General features: G+C 70.2%; 20 protein-coding genes. 14 read left to right on the forward strand and 6 right to left on the reverse strand.

Annotation, left to right across the window (positions count from 1 at the left end; translation table 11 throughout):
• The coding region (locus ACYVE7_RS06825) for an ATP-binding cassette domain-containing protein (RefSeq protein WP_460363697.1) at positions 1–738 on the reverse strand (738 nt) is incomplete at its 3' end.
• A gap of 112 nt (positions 739–850) precedes the next feature.
• Between ACYVE7_RS06825 and ACYVE7_RS06830 the strand changes: the two genes are divergently transcribed.
• From ACYVE7_RS06830 to ACYVE7_RS06850, 5 genes are all read left to right on the forward strand, one after another.
• Complete coding sequence (locus ACYVE7_RS06830) at positions 851–1,555, forward strand: GntR family transcriptional regulator (RefSeq protein WP_460363699.1); 705 nt, start codon at positions 851–853, stop codon at positions 1,553–1,555.
• A gap of 59 nt (positions 1,556–1,614) precedes the next feature.
• On the forward strand, positions 1,615–2,346 hold the full coding sequence (locus ACYVE7_RS06835) for a DUF7873 family protein (protein WP_460363700.1): 732 nt from the start codon (positions 1,615–1,617) through the stop codon (positions 2,344–2,346).
• A 454-nt stretch (positions 2,347–2,800) separates the two neighbouring features.
• Positions 2,801–3,262, forward strand: coding sequence for a lytic polysaccharide monooxygenase (locus tag ACYVE7_RS06840; protein WP_460363701.1), 462 nt, complete (start codon positions 2,801–2,803; stop codon positions 3,260–3,262).
• Between the two features lie 5 nt (positions 3,263–3,267).
• Positions 3,268–3,831 (forward strand): DUF305 domain-containing protein, encoded by a 564-nt coding sequence (locus tag ACYVE7_RS06845; protein WP_460363702.1) that lies wholly within the window; start codon positions 3,268–3,270, stop codon positions 3,829–3,831.
• Between the two features lie 28 nt (positions 3,832–3,859).
• A complete protein-coding gene (locus tag ACYVE7_RS06850) occupies positions 3,860–4,735 on the forward strand; it encodes a TIGR03619 family F420-dependent LLM class oxidoreductase (protein ID WP_460363703.1) in 876 nt (291 codons plus the stop codon).
• 24 nt (positions 4,736–4,759) lie between these two features.
• On the opposite strand, the gene ACYVE7_RS06855 is transcribed toward ACYVE7_RS06850, so the two are convergent.
• Positions 4,760–5,407: an NAD(P)-dependent oxidoreductase gene (locus ACYVE7_RS06855; RefSeq protein ID WP_460363704.1), complete on the reverse strand. Its 648-nt coding sequence runs from the start codon at positions 5,405–5,407 to the stop codon at positions 4,760–4,762.
• On the opposite strand from ACYVE7_RS06855, the gene ACYVE7_RS06860 reads away from it, so the two are divergent.
• From ACYVE7_RS06860 to ACYVE7_RS06870, 3 genes are all read left to right on the forward strand, one after another.
• Complete coding sequence (locus tag ACYVE7_RS06860; protein WP_460363705.1) at positions 5,406–6,575, forward strand: sensor histidine kinase; 1,170 nt, start codon at positions 5,406–5,408, stop codon at positions 6,573–6,575. The two genes, ACYVE7_RS06855 and ACYVE7_RS06860, sit on opposite strands and share 2 nt — an antisense overlap.
• Positions 6,572–7,246: a response regulator transcription factor gene (locus ACYVE7_RS06865; protein WP_460363706.1), complete on the forward strand. Its 675-nt coding sequence runs from the start codon at positions 6,572–6,574 to the stop codon at positions 7,244–7,246. The genes ACYVE7_RS06860 and ACYVE7_RS06865 overlap by 4 nt, the downstream gene beginning before the upstream one ends.
• 102 nt (positions 7,247–7,348) lie before the next feature.
• On the forward strand, positions 7,349–9,511 hold the full coding sequence (locus ACYVE7_RS06870; protein WP_460363707.1) for an MMPL family transporter: 2,163 nt from the start codon (positions 7,349–7,351) through the stop codon (positions 9,509–9,511).
• Between the two features lie 21 nt (positions 9,512–9,532).
• Here the strand turns inward: ACYVE7_RS06870 and kynU are convergent, their stop codons facing one another.
• Positions 9,533–10,756 carry a kynureninase gene (gene kynU / locus ACYVE7_RS06875; RefSeq protein ID WP_460363708.1) on the reverse strand — a complete coding sequence of 408 codons (1,224 nt, stop codon included), beginning with the start codon at positions 10,754–10,756 and terminating at the stop codon, positions 9,533–9,535.
• On the reverse strand, positions 10,753–11,436 hold the full coding sequence (locus ACYVE7_RS06880; RefSeq protein WP_460363709.1) for a tryptophan 2,3-dioxygenase: 684 nt from the start codon (positions 11,434–11,436) through the stop codon (positions 10,753–10,755). The genes kynU and ACYVE7_RS06880 overlap by 4 nt, the downstream gene beginning before the upstream one ends.
• A gap of 103 nt (positions 11,437–11,539) precedes the next feature.
• Here ACYVE7_RS06880 and ACYVE7_RS06885 point away from each other — a divergent pair, with 103 nt between their 5' ends.
• Together ACYVE7_RS06885 and ACYVE7_RS06890 are read left to right on the forward strand one after the other, a co-directional pair.
• The gene (locus tag ACYVE7_RS06885) at positions 11,540–11,980 is read left to right on the forward strand and encodes an Lrp/AsnC family transcriptional regulator (RefSeq protein WP_460363710.1); all 441 of its coding nucleotides are present in this window, start codon (positions 11,540–11,542) and stop codon (positions 11,978–11,980) included.
• 132 nt (positions 11,981–12,112) lie between these two features.
• Entirely contained in the window at positions 12,113–13,597 is a 1,485-nt protein-coding gene (locus ACYVE7_RS06890) for a cellulase family glycosylhydrolase (protein ID WP_460363711.1), read from the forward strand.
• A gap of 16 nt (positions 13,598–13,613) precedes the next feature.
• On the opposite strand, the gene ACYVE7_RS06895 is transcribed toward ACYVE7_RS06890, so the two are convergent.
• Positions 13,614–14,117: a gluconokinase gene (locus ACYVE7_RS06895; RefSeq protein WP_460363712.1), complete on the reverse strand. Its 504-nt coding sequence runs from the start codon at positions 14,115–14,117 to the stop codon at positions 13,614–13,616.
• 122 nt (positions 14,118–14,239) lie between these two features.
• On the opposite strand from ACYVE7_RS06895, the gene ACYVE7_RS06900 reads away from it, so the two are divergent.
• From ACYVE7_RS06900 to ACYVE7_RS06915, 4 genes are all read left to right on the forward strand, one after another.
• Positions 14,240–15,265 carry an AI-2E family transporter gene (locus ACYVE7_RS06900; protein ID WP_460363713.1) on the forward strand — a complete coding sequence of 342 codons (1,026 nt, stop codon included), beginning with the start codon at positions 14,240–14,242 and terminating at the stop codon, positions 15,263–15,265.
• A 175-nt stretch (positions 15,266–15,440) separates the two neighbouring features.
• Positions 15,441–16,277 (forward strand): M23 family metallopeptidase, encoded by an 837-nt coding sequence (locus ACYVE7_RS06905; RefSeq protein ID WP_460363714.1) that lies wholly within the window; start codon positions 15,441–15,443, stop codon positions 16,275–16,277.
• Positions 16,278–16,285: 8 nt separating this feature from the next.
• Positions 16,286–17,107, forward strand: coding sequence for a M23 family metallopeptidase (locus ACYVE7_RS06910; RefSeq protein WP_460363715.1), 822 nt, complete (start codon positions 16,286–16,288; stop codon positions 17,105–17,107).
• Between the two features lie 183 nt (positions 17,108–17,290).
• The gene (locus ACYVE7_RS06915; protein ID WP_460363729.1) at positions 17,291–18,658 is read left to right on the forward strand and encodes an amino acid permease; all 1,368 of its coding nucleotides are present in this window, start codon (positions 17,291–17,293) and stop codon (positions 18,656–18,658) included.
• On the opposite strand, the gene ACYVE7_RS06920 is transcribed toward ACYVE7_RS06915, so the two are convergent.
• Positions 18,633–18,851 carry a hypothetical protein gene (locus tag ACYVE7_RS06920; RefSeq protein ID WP_460363716.1) on the reverse strand — a complete coding sequence of 73 codons (219 nt, stop codon included), beginning with the start codon at positions 18,849–18,851 and terminating at the stop codon, positions 18,633–18,635. The genes ACYVE7_RS06915 and ACYVE7_RS06920 overlap by 26 nt on opposite strands.
• Between the last annotated feature and the right edge of the window lie 282 nt (positions 18,852–19,133).

Below are 19,133 nucleotides of genomic sequence, written 5' to 3' on the forward strand. Positions count from 1 at the left end.
CGTCCCGGCGGGCGGGGCCGCGGCAGGGCGGCCGATCATGAGGGAGACCAGGTGGTCGCGGCCCAGCTCGGCGATCGGCCCCGAACCGGTGACGCGGCCGCCGCGCAGCACCGTCGCGGTGTCGCCCGCGGACTCGACCTCGGCGAGTTTGTGGGTGATGAGGACGACGGCACGGCCGGTGGCGGCGATCCGGCGGCAGGTGGCCGTCAACGCGTCGATCTCGGCCGGGTTGAGGACGGCCGTCGGCTCGTCCAGCAGGATCAGGCGCGGTTCACGGAGCAGCGCCTTCACGATCTCGACGGACTGGCGTTCGCCGACCGGGAGCGTTCCGGCGGGCGCGTCCAGATCGACCGCGAGACCGAAGTCCCGTTCGATCCCGGCGACGCGGGCCGCGAGCGCGGAACGCCGGGTGCGCAGGCCGATCCCCTCGGCGAGCAGCAGGTTCTCGGCGACCGTCAGGGTCGGGACGAGACTGAAATGCTGGTGGACCATGGCGACGCCCCGGGCGAGTGCGTCGGCGGGGCGGCGCGGCCGGTACGGCTCGCCGAACAGCCGCATCGCGCCCTCGCCGAGCGCGGCGGAGCCGTAGACGAGATTGCAGAGCGTCGACTTGCCCGCCCCGTTCTCGCCCAGCACACAGTGCACCTCACCTGCGGCGACGGTCAGATCGACGGCGTCGAGGGCCCGGACGGCTCCGAAGCTCTTGCCGACGCCGGTAAGCTCCAGAGCAGGATTCATGACCCCTCCACTTAACGGTATACCGTTAAGTTTCCGCCCCTCTGTGGCGCACGCGTTCCCGGAATGTTTCGTCCGCGAAAACACCGGTGCCCGCCGATTACTGTGGGGTCTCGTGACAGAGACCGGATCCCTTCGCGACCTCGCCTACGCGACTTTGAAGCGACGCATCGTCGAGGTGCGGCTCGCACCAGGCGACCGTCTGGTGGAGCGGGATCTGGCGGCCGAGCTCAACGTGTCCCGCATCCCGCTGCGCGAGGCGCTGCGGATGCTCGCCGCCGAGGGCCTGGTCCTGATCGTGCCGGGCAAGGGCGCGCTGGTCGCACCGTTCACCCCCGCCGACGTCAAGAACCTCTTCGACGTCCGGGAGGTCCTGGAGTCGCTGGCCGCACGGCTGGCCGCCGCCAACGCGGCCCCCGACCGCCTCGAACCCCTGTCCGCGCGACTGGCCGAGGCCCGTGAGGCCACCAAGGAGGGCGACGTCCAGCGGATCGCGTCCGCGAACGCCGCCTTCCATGCCGCGATCATCGGCCTGGCCGACAATCCCCTGCTCAGCGGGATCATGGGCCCGCTCGCGGCCCGCACCGAGTGGCTGTTCCGGCTGACCGCCGAACGCGATCCGGCCGAGCAGTGCACCGAACACGAGGAGCTCTACCAGCTCATCGCGTCGGGCAACGAGTCCGCGGCGGCCGCCTGCGCCTTCGCGCACATCGCCGCGGGACGCGCCCCCAGCCTCGCCCTCGCCGAGACCTGGGCGCACCCCGACATCGACCCCGACCAGATCGCCCGCACCCGCCGCCGCCGCAAACCCACCCCGTAAACCAGATGCACCGCCCGACCCGGCTCGCTACGGTTCTCACGAACATACGGGGAGGAATCATGGCGAAGCTCAATCAGATCATCGCCGTGGAGAAGGGCGTCAAGAGCCGGACGCAGCGGGCGATCACCGACGCCTACCACCGGCTCCAGAAGGCGGCCCTGCTCACGGGGATCTCACGGACCTACCGTCCGAAGGACGAAGAGGGCGAGCAGCTTCCGTCGGAGTCCACGCGCGTCCAGGTCAAGGCCGAGGACGAACTGCGCGCGGTCGGCGACGCGCTGACCAAGCTGCTGGACGTCACCGCGACCAAGGACTGGGCGAACGGCGACGCCAAGGCCGATGTGGTCGTCGACGGCGTCACGATCCTCGCGGACGTGCCCGTCCCGTATCTGCTCTTCCTGGAGAAGCAGCTCGTCGACCTGCACACCTTCGTCGCCAAACTGCCGGTTCTCGACGCCGCGGAGGCGTGGCGGCACGACCCGGCCAGCGACGTGTGGCGCACCGAGGAGACCCAGACCCACCGCACCAAGAAGGTCATGCGCAGCCACGTGCTGTACGAGGCGACCGAGAAGCACCCCGCCCAGGTCGAGTCGTACCAGGAGGACGTGATCGTCGGCTTCTGGAGCACGGTCCGGTTCTCGGGAGCGATGCAGGCGCAGCGCGTCAACGAACTGCTCGACCGGGTGGAGCGGCTGCAGGCGGCCGTGAAGTTCGCCCGCGAGGAGGCCAACGGCGCGGAGGTCGTCGACCAGCGGGTCGGCGACGCGGTGTTCGGCTACCTTCTCGGATAGGAACCAACCCAAGACTCCCCTCGCTGGAGCGCGAGGGGGCCGTCCCCCAGGGGGGCGGAAAAGCTGAAGCTCAAGGTGAAGCTGATGCACGGTGACAGCAGGGGATCGACGCCCCTCCCCGCCACCACACGGCGGGGTAGCCCAGGTGGAAGAGGCAGCCGTTCAATCTCAGACTCTCGCTCCAAGCTCAGCATCGCCGCTCATCGCCGAATCGAGACGGAAAGGGCGACAAGCGCCGGGGTGCCGGTTCGAATCCGGTCGGTGGCTCTCCCTGCCGCCGTAGCTCAACGGAAGAGCACGACGCTCTGATGATGACCCTCCCGTTAAACGTCGTCGGCGTGCGAACGGGCGGCAACCTTCGGGCCCCGGGGCCGGGTAAAGCCCCGGGGTCCACCAGGAGTTAAGCGGGCCTTAGCAGCGGGTTAACTCCTTCCGGGGCCCTTGGCCGGGGGCCGTGCGGTGTCTAGCGTTCTACCTCACCAGAGCCGGGTGGGCTCCCACGCAGCCGCTCACCTGGGGTGATCTGGTGCCGATCACGACCTTCACCAACGTCGATCCGACGAACTTCACCCGGTGGTCGATCACGCTGCCGCAGCGCAGCGGGCGGCACGTCCTGTACATGATCTGGCAGCGGACGTTCTACAGCCAGGAGGCGTTCTACTCCTGCTCGGACGTCGACTTCGGCGGCGGCACCACACCCACCCCGACACCCACTCCGACCTCGACCGTCACCCCGACCCCCACGCCCACCGCCACCCCGACGGCCACGCCGGGCGGCACCTGGACGGCCGGTGCCGCCTACCGGCCCGGTGACGGTGTGACCTACGCGGGCGCGCACTACACCTGCCGCCAGGCGCATACGGCGCTGCCCGGCTGGGAGCCCGCGACCACCCCCGCCCTCTGGCAGAAGGGCTGACCCCGATGGCCCCCGGGACGAAGACACGGTCGCGGCTGCTCGCCCTCCTCGTCCCGGGCCTGCTCGTGCTCGGGTACCTCTGGTCGGCGGCTTCGGCCGATCCGCCGGCGACCGGTTTCAACGACGCCGACGTGATGTTCCTGCAGATGGCGTCCCACCACGAGGGCCAGGGCGTGACCGTGGTGAGGCTGGCGCGGGGCCGCGAGGTCCGTCCCGAGCTGCGCACGCTGGTCTCGGCGATCGAGTCGACCCAGCTCGACGAGGTCGAGACCATGGTGGCCCGGTTGCGTGGCTGGAGGCGGCCGCTCGTCCCGCCGCCCGGCTCGCACGCCGCCCACGGCGGGCTCCCGGAGACGGCGGAGGAGGGCCTGGCCTCCACCGCCGCCGCCCCGGACGCCCGGTTCGAGCGCGAGTTCCTGCTGCTGCTGGTCGCCCATCAGGATGACGCGGTCCAGATCGCCCGCCGGGAGCTCGCCCAGGGCGCCGATCCGGTCTCGCGGGCACTGGCGGACAGGATCGTCCGTTCGCGCACCGCCCAGCTCACGGCGCTGCGCGGCCACCTCTTGTAAAGAGAACACGTTCTAGTAGGCTCGTGACATGCGGTTCACCTACGCCGAGGCGATGACCGACCCCGCCTACTACCTCCCCCTGGCCAGGGCGGCGGAGCAGGCGGGCTACCACAGCATCGCCGTGCCCGACTCCGTCGTCTACCCGGAGGAGTCGGACGCGAGCTACCCCTACACCGAGGACGGGAACCGGGAGTTCCTGGAGGACAAGGACTTCATCGAGACCTTCGTCCTGACGGCCGCGATGGGCGCCGCGACGACCACCCTGCGGTTCACCCCGTTCGTCCTCAAGCTCCCGATCCGCCCGCCGGTGCTGGTCGCCAAGCAGGCGAGTTCGGTGGCGGCGCTGACCGGCGGACGGCTCGCGCTCGGCGTCGGGCTCAGCCCGTGGCCCGAGGACTTCACGGCGATGGGCGTGCCGTGGGCGCGGCGCGGCAAGCGGATGGACGAGTGCATCGACATCGTCCGCGGCCTCACGACCGGGGAGTACTTCGAGTTCCACGGCGAGTTCTACGACCTCCCGTCGATGAAGATCCGGCCCGCCTCGCCCGCGCCGATCCCGTTCCCGGTCGGCGGCCACAGCGACGCCGCCCTGCGCCGCGCCGTCGTGCGCGGCGACGGCTGGATGCACGCCGGCGGTGACGGCGCGGAGCTGGACGCCCTGCTCACCAAGCTCAACGCACTCCGCGCGGCCGAGGGCAGGGCAGGCGACCCGTTCGAGATCCATGTCATCTCCTTCGACGCCTACACCGTCGACGGGGTGAAGCGCCTGGAGGACAAGGGCATCACGGACGTCATCGTCGGCTTCCGGATCCCCTACATCAAGGGCCCCGACCTCGAGCCCCTCGACACCAAGATCCGCAACCTGGAGTCCTTCGCCGAGACCGTCATCGCCCGGTGCGGTTAGAACAGGTTCTATAGCGCTCGGGTCTCAGAGGTAGAGATCGCGGGCGTGAGTGGACTCGTCGGGGAGGATGTCGAGGATCACCGTGGCGACCGTCGTGTAGGTGGAGGTCCGGCGGAGGTTCCTGGCGGGGTCGAGGGTCCAGGCGGGCGAAGGGGCCGCCGGGCGGTCGCGGAGGGTCGGCGGGCGGAGCGCCGTCCAGGCCAGCCCCGACGACCCCAGGATCGCGTCCTGGAGCAGCCGTTCGTGGACGGCGTGGCGGCGGGTGACGGCGTAGAGGGCCGCCATCGCGCGTTTGGCGGGGGTCGTGTCGCGCAGATGCCGCCCGTAGGAAGCCTCGGAGACGACGATCAGCCGCTTCACCTGCTGGTCGCGCATCGCCTGGATGATCGTCTGGGTGCCCGCCGAGTACAGGCGGGAGCGGCGTCCCATCCCGTAGGTGACGACCGCTGCGTCAGAGCCGGCCAGGGCGGTCGTGGTGGCGCGCAGATCGTCGGCCTGGCCGCTGATCCGGTGGTCGGCGGCCAGCCCGGTGGTGTCCCTGGCGTACCCGACCGTCTCGATCCCGCGGGCGGCGGCGAGCGGCAGCAAGGTCCTGGCGGTGAGCGACGTGGCCCCGAAGACGGTGATGCGCATGACCCAGTTGTAGCGGGCGCGCGGGTAGGGTGCGGGCATGTCGTGGCCGGATCCCAGGCCGGCGGTGCGAAAACACCCGCTGGTCGCAGACGTGGTGCTGGCCGTCGCCGTCTACGTCACCACCCTGACGGTCGCCAGGTACGGCGACGAGGAGCACATCGGACCGCCGACGGCCCAGTTGGTGATCTTCGGGGCGTTCGTGTGCGGGGCGCTGGCGTTCCGGCGGCGCTGGCCGGCCGAGGTGCTGGCCGTGGTCACCCTCGGGACGGCGTTCTACATCGCGTTCGGCGGACTGAAGAGCCCGCTGATGCTGGTCATGATGATCTCGATGTACACGTTCACGGTCCAGCGGGGCCGGCGTGACGGCTGCATGGCGGCGGCCGCGATCGCGGTCTCCCTGTTCGCGGTGAGCCAGGTGTTCAACAGCCGGCTCTGGCTGGGGCCCGAGAGCATCGCGATGGTCGCGCAGCTCGCCCTGGCGGTGGCGCTGGGCGACGCGGTCCGCAACAAACGCGCCTATGTCCACGAGGTCGAGCAGCGGGCGATCCGGGCGGAGCAGACCCGCGAGGAGGAGGCCAGACGGCGGGTGATCGACGAGCGGCTGCGGATCGCGCGCGAGCTCCACGACGTCCTGGCCCACCACATCGCGCTGATCAACGTGCAGGCGGGGGTGGCCGCGCATGTGCTGGAGAGCGATCCGGCGCAGGCCCGCCAGTCCCTCGCCCATATCCGGCAGGCCGCCCGCTCCGCCCTGGACGAGGCCCGCACCACGATCGGCCTGCTCCGGCAGCCGAACACCCCGGTGGAGCTGGAGACCGAGCCGTCGCCGGGGCTGGAGCGGCTGTCGGATCTGCTGGCCGGGCACACGGCGGCCGGTCTGATCGTCGACCGGGAGACCGAGGGCGCGGTCCGCGAGCTGCCGCCGACGGTCGACCTGACCGCGTACCGGATCGTCCAGGAGGCCCTGACCAATGTCAGCAAGCACGGCCGCAGTCCCCGCGCGCTGCTCTTCCTCGGCTACCGCCCCGACGGGCTGGAGCTCCGCGTGACCAACGACACGGCCCCCGCGGCGGACGACGACACCGAGGGCCACGGGCTGCTCGGGATGCGGGAGCGCGCCCTGGCCGTCCACGGGACTTTCGAAGCCGGCCGCGCGGACGGCGTCTTCACCGTCAGGGCCTGGCTGCCCGTTCCGGAGGTGTCATGATCAAGGTGCTGCTCGCCGATGACCAGGCGCTGGTCAGGGCCGGTTTCCGGGTGCTGGTGGAGTCCGCGCCCGATCTGGAGGTGATCGGCGAGGCACGGGACGGCCGGGAGGCGGTCGCGCTGGCCGAGCACGCGGACGTCGTGCTCATGGACATCCGGATGCCCGGTTCGGACGGCCTCACCGCGACCGGCCAGATCACCAGGACCCTCCCCCAGGTCAGGGTGCTGGTCCTCACCACGTTCGAGATCGACGAGTACGTGTTCGCGGCCCTGCGGGCGGGGGCGAGCGGCTTCCTGGGCAAGGGCGTCGAGCCGGTCGAGCTCCAGGACGCGATCCGGCTGGTCGCCCGCGGTGACGCCCTGCTGTCGCCGAACGCGACCAAGGCGCTGATCGGCCGGTTCCTGACGGGGCCCGTCGAGGACGCGGGGGCCGTCGCGGAACGGCTCCGCGATCTCACCGACCGGGAACGCGAGACCATGGTCCTGGTCGCGGGCGGGCTCAGCAACGAGGAGATCGCGGCCCGGCTGACGATCAGCCCGTACACGGCGAAGACCCATGTCAACCGGGCCATGACCAAGCTCGGCGCGCATGACCGGGCGCAGCTCGTCATGATCGCGTATGAGGCCGGTCTGGTCCGTCCGGGCGGCAGCGGGCTCCGCCCTGAGCAGTAGGGATACTGCGGACGCAGTACTGACAAAACCCTCCGAGCGGCCGAAAGAACCACTCGGAGAGCGAGGGACGCTGGAGTCTCCTGAAACTCCTGGAGGTCCCCTTTGTCCGCCCTCGCCCGCTGGTGCACCCGCCACCGGCTCCTCGTGGTGCTGTTGTGGGTCTTCGCGCTGATCGGGCTGGGCGCCGCGTCCAGCGCGACCGGTTCGAAGCCCGACAACGGCTTCTCGCTGCCCGGCACCGAGTCGACCAAGGCGATGGAACTGCTCCAGCAGTCGCTCCCCGCCCGGTCCGGCGCGAGCGCCACCGTCGTCTGGAAGGCCGACGACGCCAAGGCCCCGGCCGTCAAGAGCCGGATGTCCCAGACCCTGAAGGAGATCTCGCACCTGCCGTCCGTGGCGGGTGTGACCGGTCCCTACGACGCGCAGGGCGCCCAGCAGATCAGCGCGGACGGCACCACCGCCTACGCGACGATCGACTTCACGAAGCAGGACAACGAGCTCCCGATCCCGGACATCCAGAAGGTCGTCGACACGGCCAAGGAGGCCCGCACCGACGGGCTGCAGGTGGAGCTGGGCGGCAACCCGATCGCCCAGGTCGAGCAGGCGCCGCCGGGCAGCAGCGAGCTGATCGGCATCGCGGCCGCGGCGATCGTGCTGTTCCTGGCGTTCGGCTCGTTCTTCGCGATGCTCACCCCGATCGTGACGGCCGTCGCGGGTGTCGGCACCGGACTGATGTCGATCACGTTGCTCTCGCATGTGGTCGGGATCGGCGACATCGGCCCGATCCTCGGCGCGCTCATCGGTCTCGGCGTCGGCATCGACTACGCGCTGTTCATCGTCACCCGGTACCGCAAGGGTCTCAAGGACGGGCTGGGCGTCGAGGACGCGATCGCCAAGTCCGTCGACACCTCGGGCCGGGCCGTGATCTTCGCGGGCGGCACCGTCGTGATCGCGCTGATGGGCCTGTTCGTGCTGGGCATGGGCTTCCTCAACGGGATGGCGATCGCCTCGTCCGTCACGGTGGTCTGCACGGTGCTCGCCGCGATCACGCTGCTGCCGGCGCTGCTGGCGTTCATCGGGCGGCGCGCCCTGTCGCGGCGTGAGCGCAAGCGTCCGGCGGGCACCCCGGAGAAGGCCGGGGTCTTCACCCGGCTGGCCGGGGCCGTCGAGCGGCGTCCCGCGCTGCTTTCGGTGGTCGCGCTCGCGGTCGTCGCGGTGCTGGCGCTGCCGGTGCTGTCGCTGCGGCTGGGCTCCTCCGACGCGGGCAACAGCCCGACCTCGACCACCACCCGCCAGGCCTACGACCTGCTGGCCGACGGTTTCGGGCCCGGTTTCAACGGCCCGCTCATGCTGGTCGCCGAACTGCCGAACCAGGGCGACCAGCAGGCGCTGAAGGCCCTGACGGCCAAGGTCGAGCAGACCGAGGGCGTGGCGGCCGTCGCCGCGATGCCGCTCGCCCCCGACGCGAAGGTCGGGATCGTCCAGGTGATCCCGGACAGCTCCCCGCAGTCGAAGGAGACCGCCGAGCTGATCGACCGGCTCCGCGACGACGTGATCCCGCCCGCCGAGCAGGGCAGCACCCTCCAGGTTCATGTCGGCGGCATGACCGCTATCTTCGACGACTTCGCCGCGGTGCTGACCGGCAAGCTCCCGCTGTTCCTGACCGTGATCGTCGCGCTGGGCTTCCTGCTGCTGCTGATCGCGTTCCGCAGTGTGGTGATCCCGCTGACGGCCGCCCTGATGAACGTGATCGCGGCGGCGGCGTCGTTCGGGATCGTGGTGGCGTTCTTCCAGTTCGGCTGGGGCTCCGAACCGTTCGGTCTCGGCGCCGCCGGGCCGGTCGAGGCGTTCCTGCCGGTGATCATGCTGGCGATCCTGTTCGGCCTGTCCATGGACTACCAGGTGTTCCTGGTCAGCCGGATGCACGAGGAGTGGGTGCACACCCGCGACAACCGGCGCGCCATCAGGGTCGGCCAGGCCGAGACCGGACGGGTGATCACCGCGGCCGCCACCATCATGATCGCGGTGTTCGGCGCGTTCGCGCTGGGCGGCGAACGGGTGATCGCCGAGTTCGGGATCGGGCTCGCGGCGGCCGTCGCGCTGGACGCCTTCATCATCCGGACGATCCTGGTCCCGGCCATGATGCACGTGTTCGGCGACGCCAACTGGTGGCTGCCGAGCTGGCTCGACAAGCGCCTCCCCCATCTGTCGGTGGAGGGGCCCGCCGAGCCCGAGGCCGAGCGCGAGCTGGTCCTGACGAACTGACTCGTATCAGCCTGACTCGTCTCAGGTGACCTTGTTGCGGACGGCGAACCGGGGTTCGCGCCACGTCCCGTCCCGCAGCACCTGCGCCAGTGCCTCCGCCGCGTCGAACACGTCGACGTGGCGGAGGTACAGCGGTGTGAAGCCGAACCGCATGATGTCGGGGGTCCGGAAGTCGCCGACGACGCCCCGTGCGATCAGCGCCTGGACCACCTCGTAGCCGTGCGGGTGGCGCAGCGACACCTGGCTGCCGCGGGCGGCGTGCTCGCGGGGCGTCACCAGCGACACGTCGGGCAGCCCCGAGGTCAGTTCGATGAACAGGTCGGTCATCGCGAGGCTCTTGGCCCTGATGTCGGCCATGTCCACTTTCGCCCAGAGGTCGAGGGTCGCGTCGAGTGCGGCGAGCGCCAGCAGCGGCGGCGACGCCACCAGGAACCGGGCGACGCCCTCGGCGGGCTCGTAGCCGGGGGTGAACGCGAACGGCGTCGCGTGCCCGAACCAGCCGGTCAGCGGCTGCCGTGCGGCCTCGTGGTGGCGGGGCGCCGCGTAGAGGAACGCGGGGGCGCCGGGGCCGCCGTTCAGGTACTTGTAGGTGCAGCCGACCGCGAAGTCCGCGCCGGCCGCGGTCAGGTCGACGGGTAGCGCGCCGACCGAGTGGCACAGATCCCAGACGACGAGCGCGCCGTGCCGGTGCGCCTCGGCCGTCACGGCCGCCAGATCGTGGACGGAGCCCGTCCGGTAGTCGGTGTGCGACAGCAGCACCACGGCGACGTCGTCGTCGATGCCGTAGCCGTCGGTGTCATTGGCGAACTCCCTGGTCCGCACCCCGGGGAACAGCCCCGCGACCCCTTCGGTGATGTACAGGTCGGTGGGGAACGTGGCGTTCTCGGTGACGATCACCTGGCGGCCGGGCCGGAGCCGGAGCGCGGCCGTCAGCACCTTGAACAGGTTGACCGAGGTCGAGTCGCAGACCACGACCTCGCCGGGGCCCGCGCCGATCAGCGGGGCCAGCCGGTCGCCGAGGGTGGTGGGCAGGTCGAACCAGCCCTCGGTGTTCCAGGAGCCGATCAGGCCCTGGCCCCACTGCCGGGTCATCAGGTCGGTGACCCGGTCGACGGTGTCGCGCGGCAGCACGCCGAGCGAGTTGCCGTCCAGGTAGAGCAGTCCTTCGGGCAGGGTGAACCGGTCGCGGAACGGGGCGAGCGGGTCCGCGGCGTCGAGCCGGGCGCAGTCGGCGCGGGTGGTCACAGCTCACCCCGCACGGCCCACAGCTCGGGGAAGGCGTCGCGGTCGAGGGCCGCCTTCAGCCAGGCCAGCCCGGCGGAGCCGCCGGTGCCAGGCTTGGCGCCCATCGCCCGCCGGACGGCCGTGTAGTGCCGCTGCCGCCACCGCTGCGACCGCTCCGCCACGTCGACCAGGAGTTCCGCGAACGGCACCAGCTCGGGGTGGGACTCGTACACCACCCGCCAGGTCTTCAACGGCTCGTCCCGCCCGCCGATCCCGTGCCGCTCCAGCAGGCCGAGCGCCGCGTCGTACAGGCTGGGCTCGGGGCCCTTGGCGGTGCCCAGCAGCCGCTCCAGCCGGTGGAAGACGACCGACTGCATCCCCGAGGCGTCGCCCAGGGCGTCGCGGAACCGGGCGTACTCGACCGGGGTCATCGTGGCGAGGAGGTCCCACGAGGAGACCAGGACGTCCTGCACGTGCAGCCCGCGCCGCAGGACGGCCACCGCCCCGTCGAGATCATCGGCCACCAGGGCGTCGCGCGCCTGCTCCCATTCGTGGGCGAGCAGCCCGAACAGCAGCTCCATCACCTGGGTCGTGACGATGAACGAGAGCTCTGCGCTCTCCCCCGTCCTGGGCCGCTGCAGGTCGTGCAGGGTGTCCAGCCGGGCGTAGTCGACATAAGGGTTGGTCTTCACCCCCCTCATTCTGGACACATCGCGCGCACCGCGGAATGGGCAACGCACGGCGCTAACCTGGTCTGACCTGCCGATTCAAAGGCGAATCGGCGACGATCTTTAGGAACGCAAAGTGGATGACGTGGACCACAGGATTCTGGCCGAACTCCAGTCCGAGGCCCGGCTGTCCCTGAACGAGCTGTCGCGCCGCGTCAACCTGTCGGCTCCGGCCGTCGCGGAACGGGTACGGCGGCTGGAACGCGACCAGATCATCCTCGGCTACCACGCGCAGATCGACCTCACCAGGGCCGGGCTGCCGGTCACCGCGCTCATCCAGGTGCAGTGCTACGGGGCGCGCTGCCTGCTGCGCGACCCCGACGCCAGGAGCTGGCCGGAGATCAGGGAACTGCACCGCGTCACCGGCAACGCCTGCTGCGTCCTGCTCGCGGCCGTCGCCTCGATGACGGCGTTCGAGGAGTTCATCGACCGGCTCGCCGCCTACGGCACCCCGTCCAGCACGATGATCCTGTCCACTCCGCTGTCCTGGCAGCCGGTGGTGCCCGCCGCGACCTGAGTCCCGTTGACAGGAATTCCGTTCTGTACAGGGTCGCCACAAGAAAACTCGCTGATTGCGCACAGCGGGGGCTATCGGGGTGCTCAGTCCGGTCACTAGCTTTTCGGGCCCCGGAGCGGAAGCGAGGAACCGATGCGGACACGACTGGCCGGACTGGCGCTGCTGATGGCAGCCGTGGCGGGGGCCCAGCCCGTCCAGGCCCTGGCGTCCGAGCCGGCGCCGGTGAAGGCGCGCGCCGTGCAGGAGGCGGTCCTCGATCACCGGGGACGCTGGATCACCGACGCGCAGGGACGTGTGGTGATCCAGCACGGCTTCAACATGGTCGCCAAGGCCGCGCCGTACAGCCCGGAGGAGCTGGGGTTCGGGGAGAAGGACGCCAAGTTCCTCGCCGACCACGGCTTCAACGTGATGCGGATCGGGATCGTGCCGGCCGGGCTCGAACCCGCTCCCGGCAAGTTCGACGACCGGTATCTGGCGAGCATCGAGCGGACCGTCAACGTGCTCGGCAAGTACGGGATCCACACCCTGCTCGACTTCCACCAGGACCTGCTGAGCTCGAAATTCAAGGGGTTCGGGCTGCCCGACTGGATGATCGTCACCGACGGCATCCCGGTCGACTTCCTCAACACCGACTCCTTCAAGAACCTGATGTTCAACCCGGCGCTCCAGCGGGCCAACGACAACTTCTGGAACAACGCGAAGGTCAAGGGCAAGGGCCTGCAGGAGTGGTACACCGAGGCGTGGGTCCATGTGGCGAAGCGGTTCAGGGGGAACCCGGCCGTCCTGGGCTACGACCTGTGGAACGAGCCGTGGCCGGGCACCGCGTGGCCGAGCTGCCTGCCACCGTTCGGCTGCGAGAAGTTCGAGTCCACGAAACTCGCGCCGTTCTACACGAAGATCATCAAGGGGATCCGGAAGGTCGACCGGGAGCATCTGACCTGGTACGAGCCGACCCTGCTCGCCCCGTTCGGCGGGCCCACCCATCTCGGCAAGCCCGGTGACGCCCGCTCGGGCTACTCCTTCCACGCCTACTGCCCCGACCTGTCGGGCAAGACCCTGCCGGACTGGTTCTACCCGGTCTGCGACGGCGTGCAGAAGATCGTCATGGATCAGGCCGTCGCCCAGGCCGACCGGACCGGCGACGCGCTGATGCTCACCGAGTTCGGCGCGTCCCCCAACCCCCGTGAGATCGCCTACGTCGTGGGCCTCGCCGACTCCTACCGGATCCCGTGGGCCGAGTGGACTTACTGCCGCTGCAAGGACCCGACGGACGGCGGCACCGTCGAAGGGCTCCTGTTCGATCTGACCAAGCCGCGTTCGGGCGCGAACGTCGACGCGGCCAAACTCCGGATCCTCGACGAACCGTACCCACGCGCCATCGCCGGAACCCCCACCGCCTACAAGTTCGACGCCGCCACCAGGGCCTTCACCTTCTCCTACCGGCCGCAGGGCTCCGCGCTCACCGAAGTCTGGGCCTCGCCCCTGCACTACCCGAAGGGCTACACCGCGAAGGTCACCGGCGCGACGATCACCTCCCGGCCGAACGCCGCGGTCCTCACCCTGAAGGCGAACCCCGGCACGCGGTCCGTCTCCCTCACCCTGCTGCCGGTCCCCTGAGCCGGGGTGGCGGGCGTCAGGGGGCGGTGAGGGCGGCGACCGCCAGGTCGACGATCTCCTCGACGGGCAGGGCCAGATCGACGGTCAGGCCCGCCTCGTCGGCCGCCAGGGGCTGGAGGAGGGCGAACTGGGATTCGACCAGGGTCGGGGACATGAAGTGGCCCTTGCGGGCCTCGACCCGCGCACGGATCACTTCGGGTGCGCCCGCGAGATGGAGGAACCAGGCGTCCGGGGCGGCGGCGCGCAGCAGGTCGCGGTAGGCGCGGCGGAGCGCCGAGCAGCCGATGACACCGCCGTCCGGGTGGTCGGCCAGCCAGGCGCCGACGGCCTCCAGCCAGGGCAGCCTGTCGACGTCCTCCAGCGCGATGCCCGCGGACATCTTCGCCAGATTCTCCGGCGAATGCGACTGATCGCCGTCGGAGAACGGCAGCGCCAGACGGTCGGCGAGCGCCATCCCGACCGTGGTCTTGCCGCACCCGGTCACCCCCATGACCACGATCCGGCGAGCGGAGAGCCTCATTCGTTCGACCTGCCCCGCAGGACGCCCCGCAAACAGAAGTTGCCCGAGCGGCAGGCGTGACCTGCGAGGACACGGGTAGATCCGCCGAGAAGATCTTGACGGGACGGGCTACAGGGGGGCCGATGCGGGCGCGGATTTCGGACGGCTTGCTGCTGCTGATCGGCGGGGCGGGAGCCGTGATCTGCCTGGCCGGGATCAAGGCCGTCTCCTCGCTGGCCGGACCGTTCTTCCTGGCGCTGGTGCTGACCGTCGCGGTGTCCCCGCTGCGGAACCGGCTGATCGCGCGGGGCGCGAAGGGCTGGGTGACGGCGACGGTGCCGCTGCTGGTCGTCCTGCTGGTCCTGGCCCTGTTCGCGGTGTCGCTCGGCTACTCGGTGGCGCGGCTCGCGACCGTCCTGCCCCAGTACCAGCAGCAGTTCACCGACCTCACCCACCAGGTGACGAGCTACTTCAGCGCCCACGGGATCGGCCGGAAAGAGGTGACGGCGGCCATGTCGGGGTTCAGCCCCGGCAAGCTCGTCCCCTATGTCGAGGGGTTTCTGAACGGGCTCCTCGGGGCGATGTCGGCGATCGTCCTGATCGTCCTGCTGCTGTACTCGATGAGCCTGGACGCCGTCGGGATGAACCGGGCGCTGCGGCGGCTGGACTCCAGCAGGCCCCAGCTCGTGGCGGCGCTGCGCGGGTACTCCCAGTCGACCGCCAAGTACCTGCTGGTCAGCACCGTGTTCGGGCTGATCGTCGCGGTCGCCGACGTGGGGGCGCTCGCGCTGCTCGGGGTGCCGCTGCCGATCCTGTGGGGACTGCTGTCGTTCATCACGAACTACATCCCGAACGTCGGGTTCATCCTGGGGCTGATCCCGCCCGCACTGCTGGCCCTGCTGGATTCGGGGGTCGGGACGGCGGTGTGGGTGATCGTCGTCTACTCGGTGCTGAACTTCGTGATCCAGTCGCTGATCCAGCCGAAGTTCGTCGGCGACTCCGCGGGCCTTTCGGTGACCGTCACGCTGGTGTCGCTCGCCGTCTGGACCATCGTGCTGGGCCCGCTCGGCTCGATCCTCGCCGTGCCGCTGACCCTGCTGGTCCGCGCCCTGCTGATCGACACCGACCCGGACAAGGACTGGCTGCGCCCGCTTCTGTCCGCCGACTGAGCGCCCGGGGGCGGCGCCCCGACCGTCGCCGCCCGGAACGTCCGGGAACAGCCCGATCCTCCCTGGCCGAACCCCGCTCGGTGTTACGTATGACGATTGGCCGGATTCGGACAGGGCGAAAGTGTTGTCCGCAAAGGCCCGGCGGGTTCTGCTCTGTCGAAATGGAAGGAGCCAGATGACAGAGAGAACACAGGGAAGCAGAGGACGGTGGAGGGCCGCGGGGCTCGTGATCGGCCTGGCGCTGGCCGGGGCCGTGGGGCTCGGGAGCACGGAGGCGGCGGCCGATCCGCTGTTCCAGGCGCCCGTCCCGTGCGGTCAGGTGTGGACGGCCGCCACGCACTCCGGGCACGCCGACGCCGACATGCTCGACCTGGTGTCCAACGACGGCGTCACCCGCGGGAAGCCCGCGCTGGCCTCGGCGTCCGGCACGGTCGTCACCTCGACCTTCTACTCCGACGCCGGGAACACCGTCGTCATCGACCACGGCGCCGGCTGGCAGACCCGCTACCTGCATCTCGACTCGCGGTGGGTGAGCGCCGGGCAGTGGGTCGGCGCCGGGCAGCAGATCGGCGTGGTCGGCAGCACCGGTTCGGCGACCACCGGACCGCACCTGCACTTCGAGCAGAAGCTGAACGGCTCGGTCGTCCAGGCCCGCTTCAACGGCGCGCTGGTCCCCCGCGCCTGGAGCTACTACCAGGTGTACGTCACCAGCCGGAACTGCGGCGGCAGCGGCCCGGCCAAGTACACCGTCGACACCTTCGCCAACGCCCCCGGCTACAGCAGCCCCGGCGGCACCAGGACCGGCACCCTCAACGCCGGAACCAACTACGTCTACTGCCGCGTCTGGGGGCCGAACGTCCAAGTCGGATCCTCCTTCAACCACTGGTGGCTGAAGACCGACCTCGACAGCGGCAGCCCGTGGCAGAACCAGTACGTCTCGGCCTACTACCTGTCCCGCTGGGGCAACGACCAGGCCAAGGACAACTCCGGCCGCGACATCCCCAACTGCTAGGAGGCGACGTGAGACGAACGATCCTCGCCGTCGTCCTGGCGATGCTGGCGGCCCTGGTCCAGGCGGGCGTCCAGGCCACGCCTTCGGCCGCCGGGCCGCGTCCCTACTTCTACCTGCCGTTCCCCTGCGGATCGGTGATCGAGATCAAGACGTATTACGGGCACAGCCCGGACGACAAGAAAGCCGACATGTACCGGCAGGGCATGTACACCGGCAGCCCAATCCTGGCCTCGGCCGACGGCTACGTCCACGAGCAGTTCTCCCCGGGTGGCATCGAGATCCGGCACGGCGGCGGCTGGTTCACGACCTACATGCACATGTCGTCCCACGTCCCGCCGGGCACGTGGGTGAAGCGTGGCGCCGTCGTGGGTTACATGGGCAGCGTCGGCACCTCCTACCCGCACCTGCACTACGAACAGCTCTACAACCCCTCCAGCGACCAGAACGCCGAGAACGGCCACATCGTCAACCCGGTCATCCAGGGCGAGGGCCCGCTGGTGCTCAACCCGAACAACCCGCTGACCCGCACCAGCACCAACTGCGGGAGCGGCCCCGTCAAGTACACCGTCGACACCTTCGCCAACGCCCCCGGCTACAGCAGCCCCGGCGGCACCAGGACCGGCACGCTCAACGCCGGAACCAACTACGTCTACTGCCGCGTCTGGGGGCCGAACGTCCAGGTCGGATCGTCGTTCAACCACTGGTGGCTGAGGACCGACCTCGACACCGGTTCACCGTGGCAGAACCAGTACGTCTCGGCCTACTACCTGTCCCGCTGGGGCAACGACCAGGCCAAGGACAACTCGGGGCGTGACATCCCCACCTGTTAGAGCGAGCCGTGCCGCCGACGCCAATCGGCGCGGACCTTGAGGCGCCCCGCGGGCCACGCGGGGCGCCTTCGCCTTGCCGCGGAAGCGAATTTTGCGGGGGGCGGGCAGACAGGGCAGAGACCTTGACCAGCGGGCGGCGGGCGAGAGGGGGCGGATCGAGCAGGATCAGTTGCCGTGACTGAAATGAACGGCGGGGACGGGGAGTACCGGCCGTCCCTGAAGAACCGGCACATCCAGATGATCGCGTTCGGTGGCGCGATCGGGGTGGGGCTGTTCCTCGGGTCGGCGGCGCGGTTGCAGGCCGCGGGGCCCGGGCTCGTCCTCGCGTACGCCGTGTGCGGGTTCGCGGTGTTCTTCGTGATGCGGGCGCTCGGCGAGCTGGTGCTGCACCGGCCGACGGCCGGGAGTTTCGTGGAGTACGCGCGGGAGTTCGTCTCGCCGGGCGCGGCGTTCACCGCCGGATGGATGTACTGGCTGAACTGGGCGATGACGGGCATCGCCGAGATCACCGCGGCGGGCCTGTACGTGCAGTACTGGCTGCCGGGGATGCCGCAGTGGCTGACAGCGCTGATCGCGCTCGCCCTCGTGCTCGGGATCAACCTCATCTCGGTCCGGCTCTTCGGCGAGATGGAGTTCTGGTTCGCGATGCTGAAGGTCTTCGCGATCGTGCTGTTCCTGCTGGTGGGGATCGCGCTGGTCGCGGTCGGCGCGGGCGTCGGGCCGACCTACCACGCGGGCGTCGGCAATCTGTGGGAGCACGGCGGGTTCTTCCCCAAGGGCTTCGGGGTGGTGCTGATGAGCCTGCAGGCCGTCGTGTTCGCCTACGCGGCCTGCGAGATGGTCGGGATCACCGCGGGCGAGACCGCGAACCCCCGCAAGGTGCTGCCGAGGGCGATCAACGAGGTGATCTGGCGGATCGCGATCTTCTATGTGGGGTCGATCCTGCTGCTGGTCATGGTGCTGCCGTGGACGGCCTACCACTCCGGTGAGAGCCCGTTCGTGACGGTGTTCGCGGCGCTCGGCGTGCCGGGCGCGGGCGGGTTCATGAACCTGGTCGTGCTGACGGCCGCCCTGTCGTCGTGCAACTCGGGCCTCTACTCGACGGGCCGGATCCTGCGGTCGATGGCCGCCCACGGCGAGGCCCCCAGGTTCGTCGGGACGATGAACAAGCACCACGCGCCGCAGGGCGGCATCCTGTTCACCGGGCTCGTCTACTTCGCCGGGATCGTCCTGAACGTCGTGGTGCCGTCGAAGGCGTTCGACATCGCCACGTCGATCGCGTCGCTGGGCGTCCTCACCACCTGGGCGACCCTGCTCTGGTGCCAGCTCAGGCTGCGCGCGAAGGCCGAGCGCGGTGAGCTGGAACGGCCGTCGTTCCGGATGCCGGGCTCGCCGTACACGAACTACGGCACGCTGGCGTTCCTCGCGCTGATCGTCGTGCTGATGGGGCTCGACCGGGACCAGCGGGTCGCCGTCTACGCGATCCCGGTGATCGTGGTCGTGCTCTGGCTGGGCTGGCGTGCGGTCAGTTCGCGGCGGTCAGCGGTCTGATGTGCGGGATGGGACGGTCGTCACCCTGGACCACGATCGTGCTGGTCGAGCAGACGGCCAGCAGATCGGACGGCACGTCATGGCGGCCGACGGACTCCGGATCCAGAACAACGGTGTCCCCGAAGTCAACGACCTGCCCCGGCCGCGGCACCCCGCCATAAACGAGATGGGTCACGGGAAGCGGCTCGGCCATCCCCGGCGCCCACTTCGTGCTCTGACTGGCCACCGCGACGACCCCGCACCCCGGACACCGATACACCCAGCCGACACCACCGTTGCGGGTACTCATCCGCACCTGCTGAAGCTGAAGCAGAGCAGCACCGCACGGCCCACACGGCAGGCGCGCACCAGTCACCCGCCGTTCCACAGAACCCATGCCCCCCATTCTCCAGCAAGTCACGACATGTCTCCCCCCGATCCCCCGAAAACGCACGGGAGTCAGGCCTTCTGGCTCAAGGACGTCCGGGCCCGACCA

The organism is Actinocorallia lasiicapitis (assembly GCF_054778695.1).

Bases quoted from the DNA above. Each gene is read 5' to 3' on its own strand.
- ACYVE7_RS06895 (WP_460363712.1), bottom strand. From the start codon at position 14,117: ATGAGGCTCTCCGCTCGCCGGATCGTGGTCATGGGGGTGACCGGGTGC.
- ACYVE7_RS06915 (WP_460363729.1), top strand. From the start codon at position 17,291: ATGAACGGCGGGGACGGGGAGTACCGGCCGTCCCTGAAGAACCGGCAC.
- ACYVE7_RS06835 (WP_460363700.1), top strand. From the start codon at position 1,615: ATGGCGAAGCTCAATCAGATCATCGCCGTGGAGAAGGGCGTCAAGAGC.
- ACYVE7_RS06920 (WP_460363716.1), bottom strand. From the start codon at position 18,851: ATGGCCGAGCCGCTTCCCGTGACCCATCTCGTTTATGGCGGGGTGCCG.
- ACYVE7_RS06845 (WP_460363702.1), top strand. From the start codon at position 3,268: ATGGCCCCCGGGACGAAGACACGGTCGCGGCTGCTCGCCCTCCTCGTC.
- ACYVE7_RS06890 (WP_460363711.1), top strand. From the start codon at position 12,113: ATGCGGACACGACTGGCCGGACTGGCGCTGCTGATGGCAGCCGTGGCG.
- ACYVE7_RS06865 (WP_460363706.1), top strand. From the start codon at position 6,572: ATGATCAAGGTGCTGCTCGCCGATGACCAGGCGCTGGTCAGGGCCGGT.
- ACYVE7_RS06850 (WP_460363703.1), top strand. From the start codon at position 3,860: ATGCGGTTCACCTACGCCGAGGCGATGACCGACCCCGCCTACTACCTC.
- ACYVE7_RS06905 (WP_460363714.1), top strand. From the start codon at position 15,441: ATGACAGAGAGAACACAGGGAAGCAGAGGACGGTGGAGGGCCGCGGGG.
- ACYVE7_RS06855 (WP_460363704.1), bottom strand. From the start codon at position 5,407: ATGCCCGCACCCTACCCGCGCGCCCGCTACAACTGGGTCATGCGCATC.
- ACYVE7_RS06900 (WP_460363713.1), top strand. From the start codon at position 14,240: ATGCGGGCGCGGATTTCGGACGGCTTGCTGCTGCTGATCGGCGGGGCG.
- ACYVE7_RS06880 (WP_460363709.1), bottom strand. From the start codon at position 11,436: ATGAGGGGGGTGAAGACCAACCCTTATGTCGACTACGCCCGGCTGGAC.
- ACYVE7_RS06860 (WP_460363705.1), top strand. From the start codon at position 5,406: ATGTCGTGGCCGGATCCCAGGCCGGCGGTGCGAAAACACCCGCTGGTC.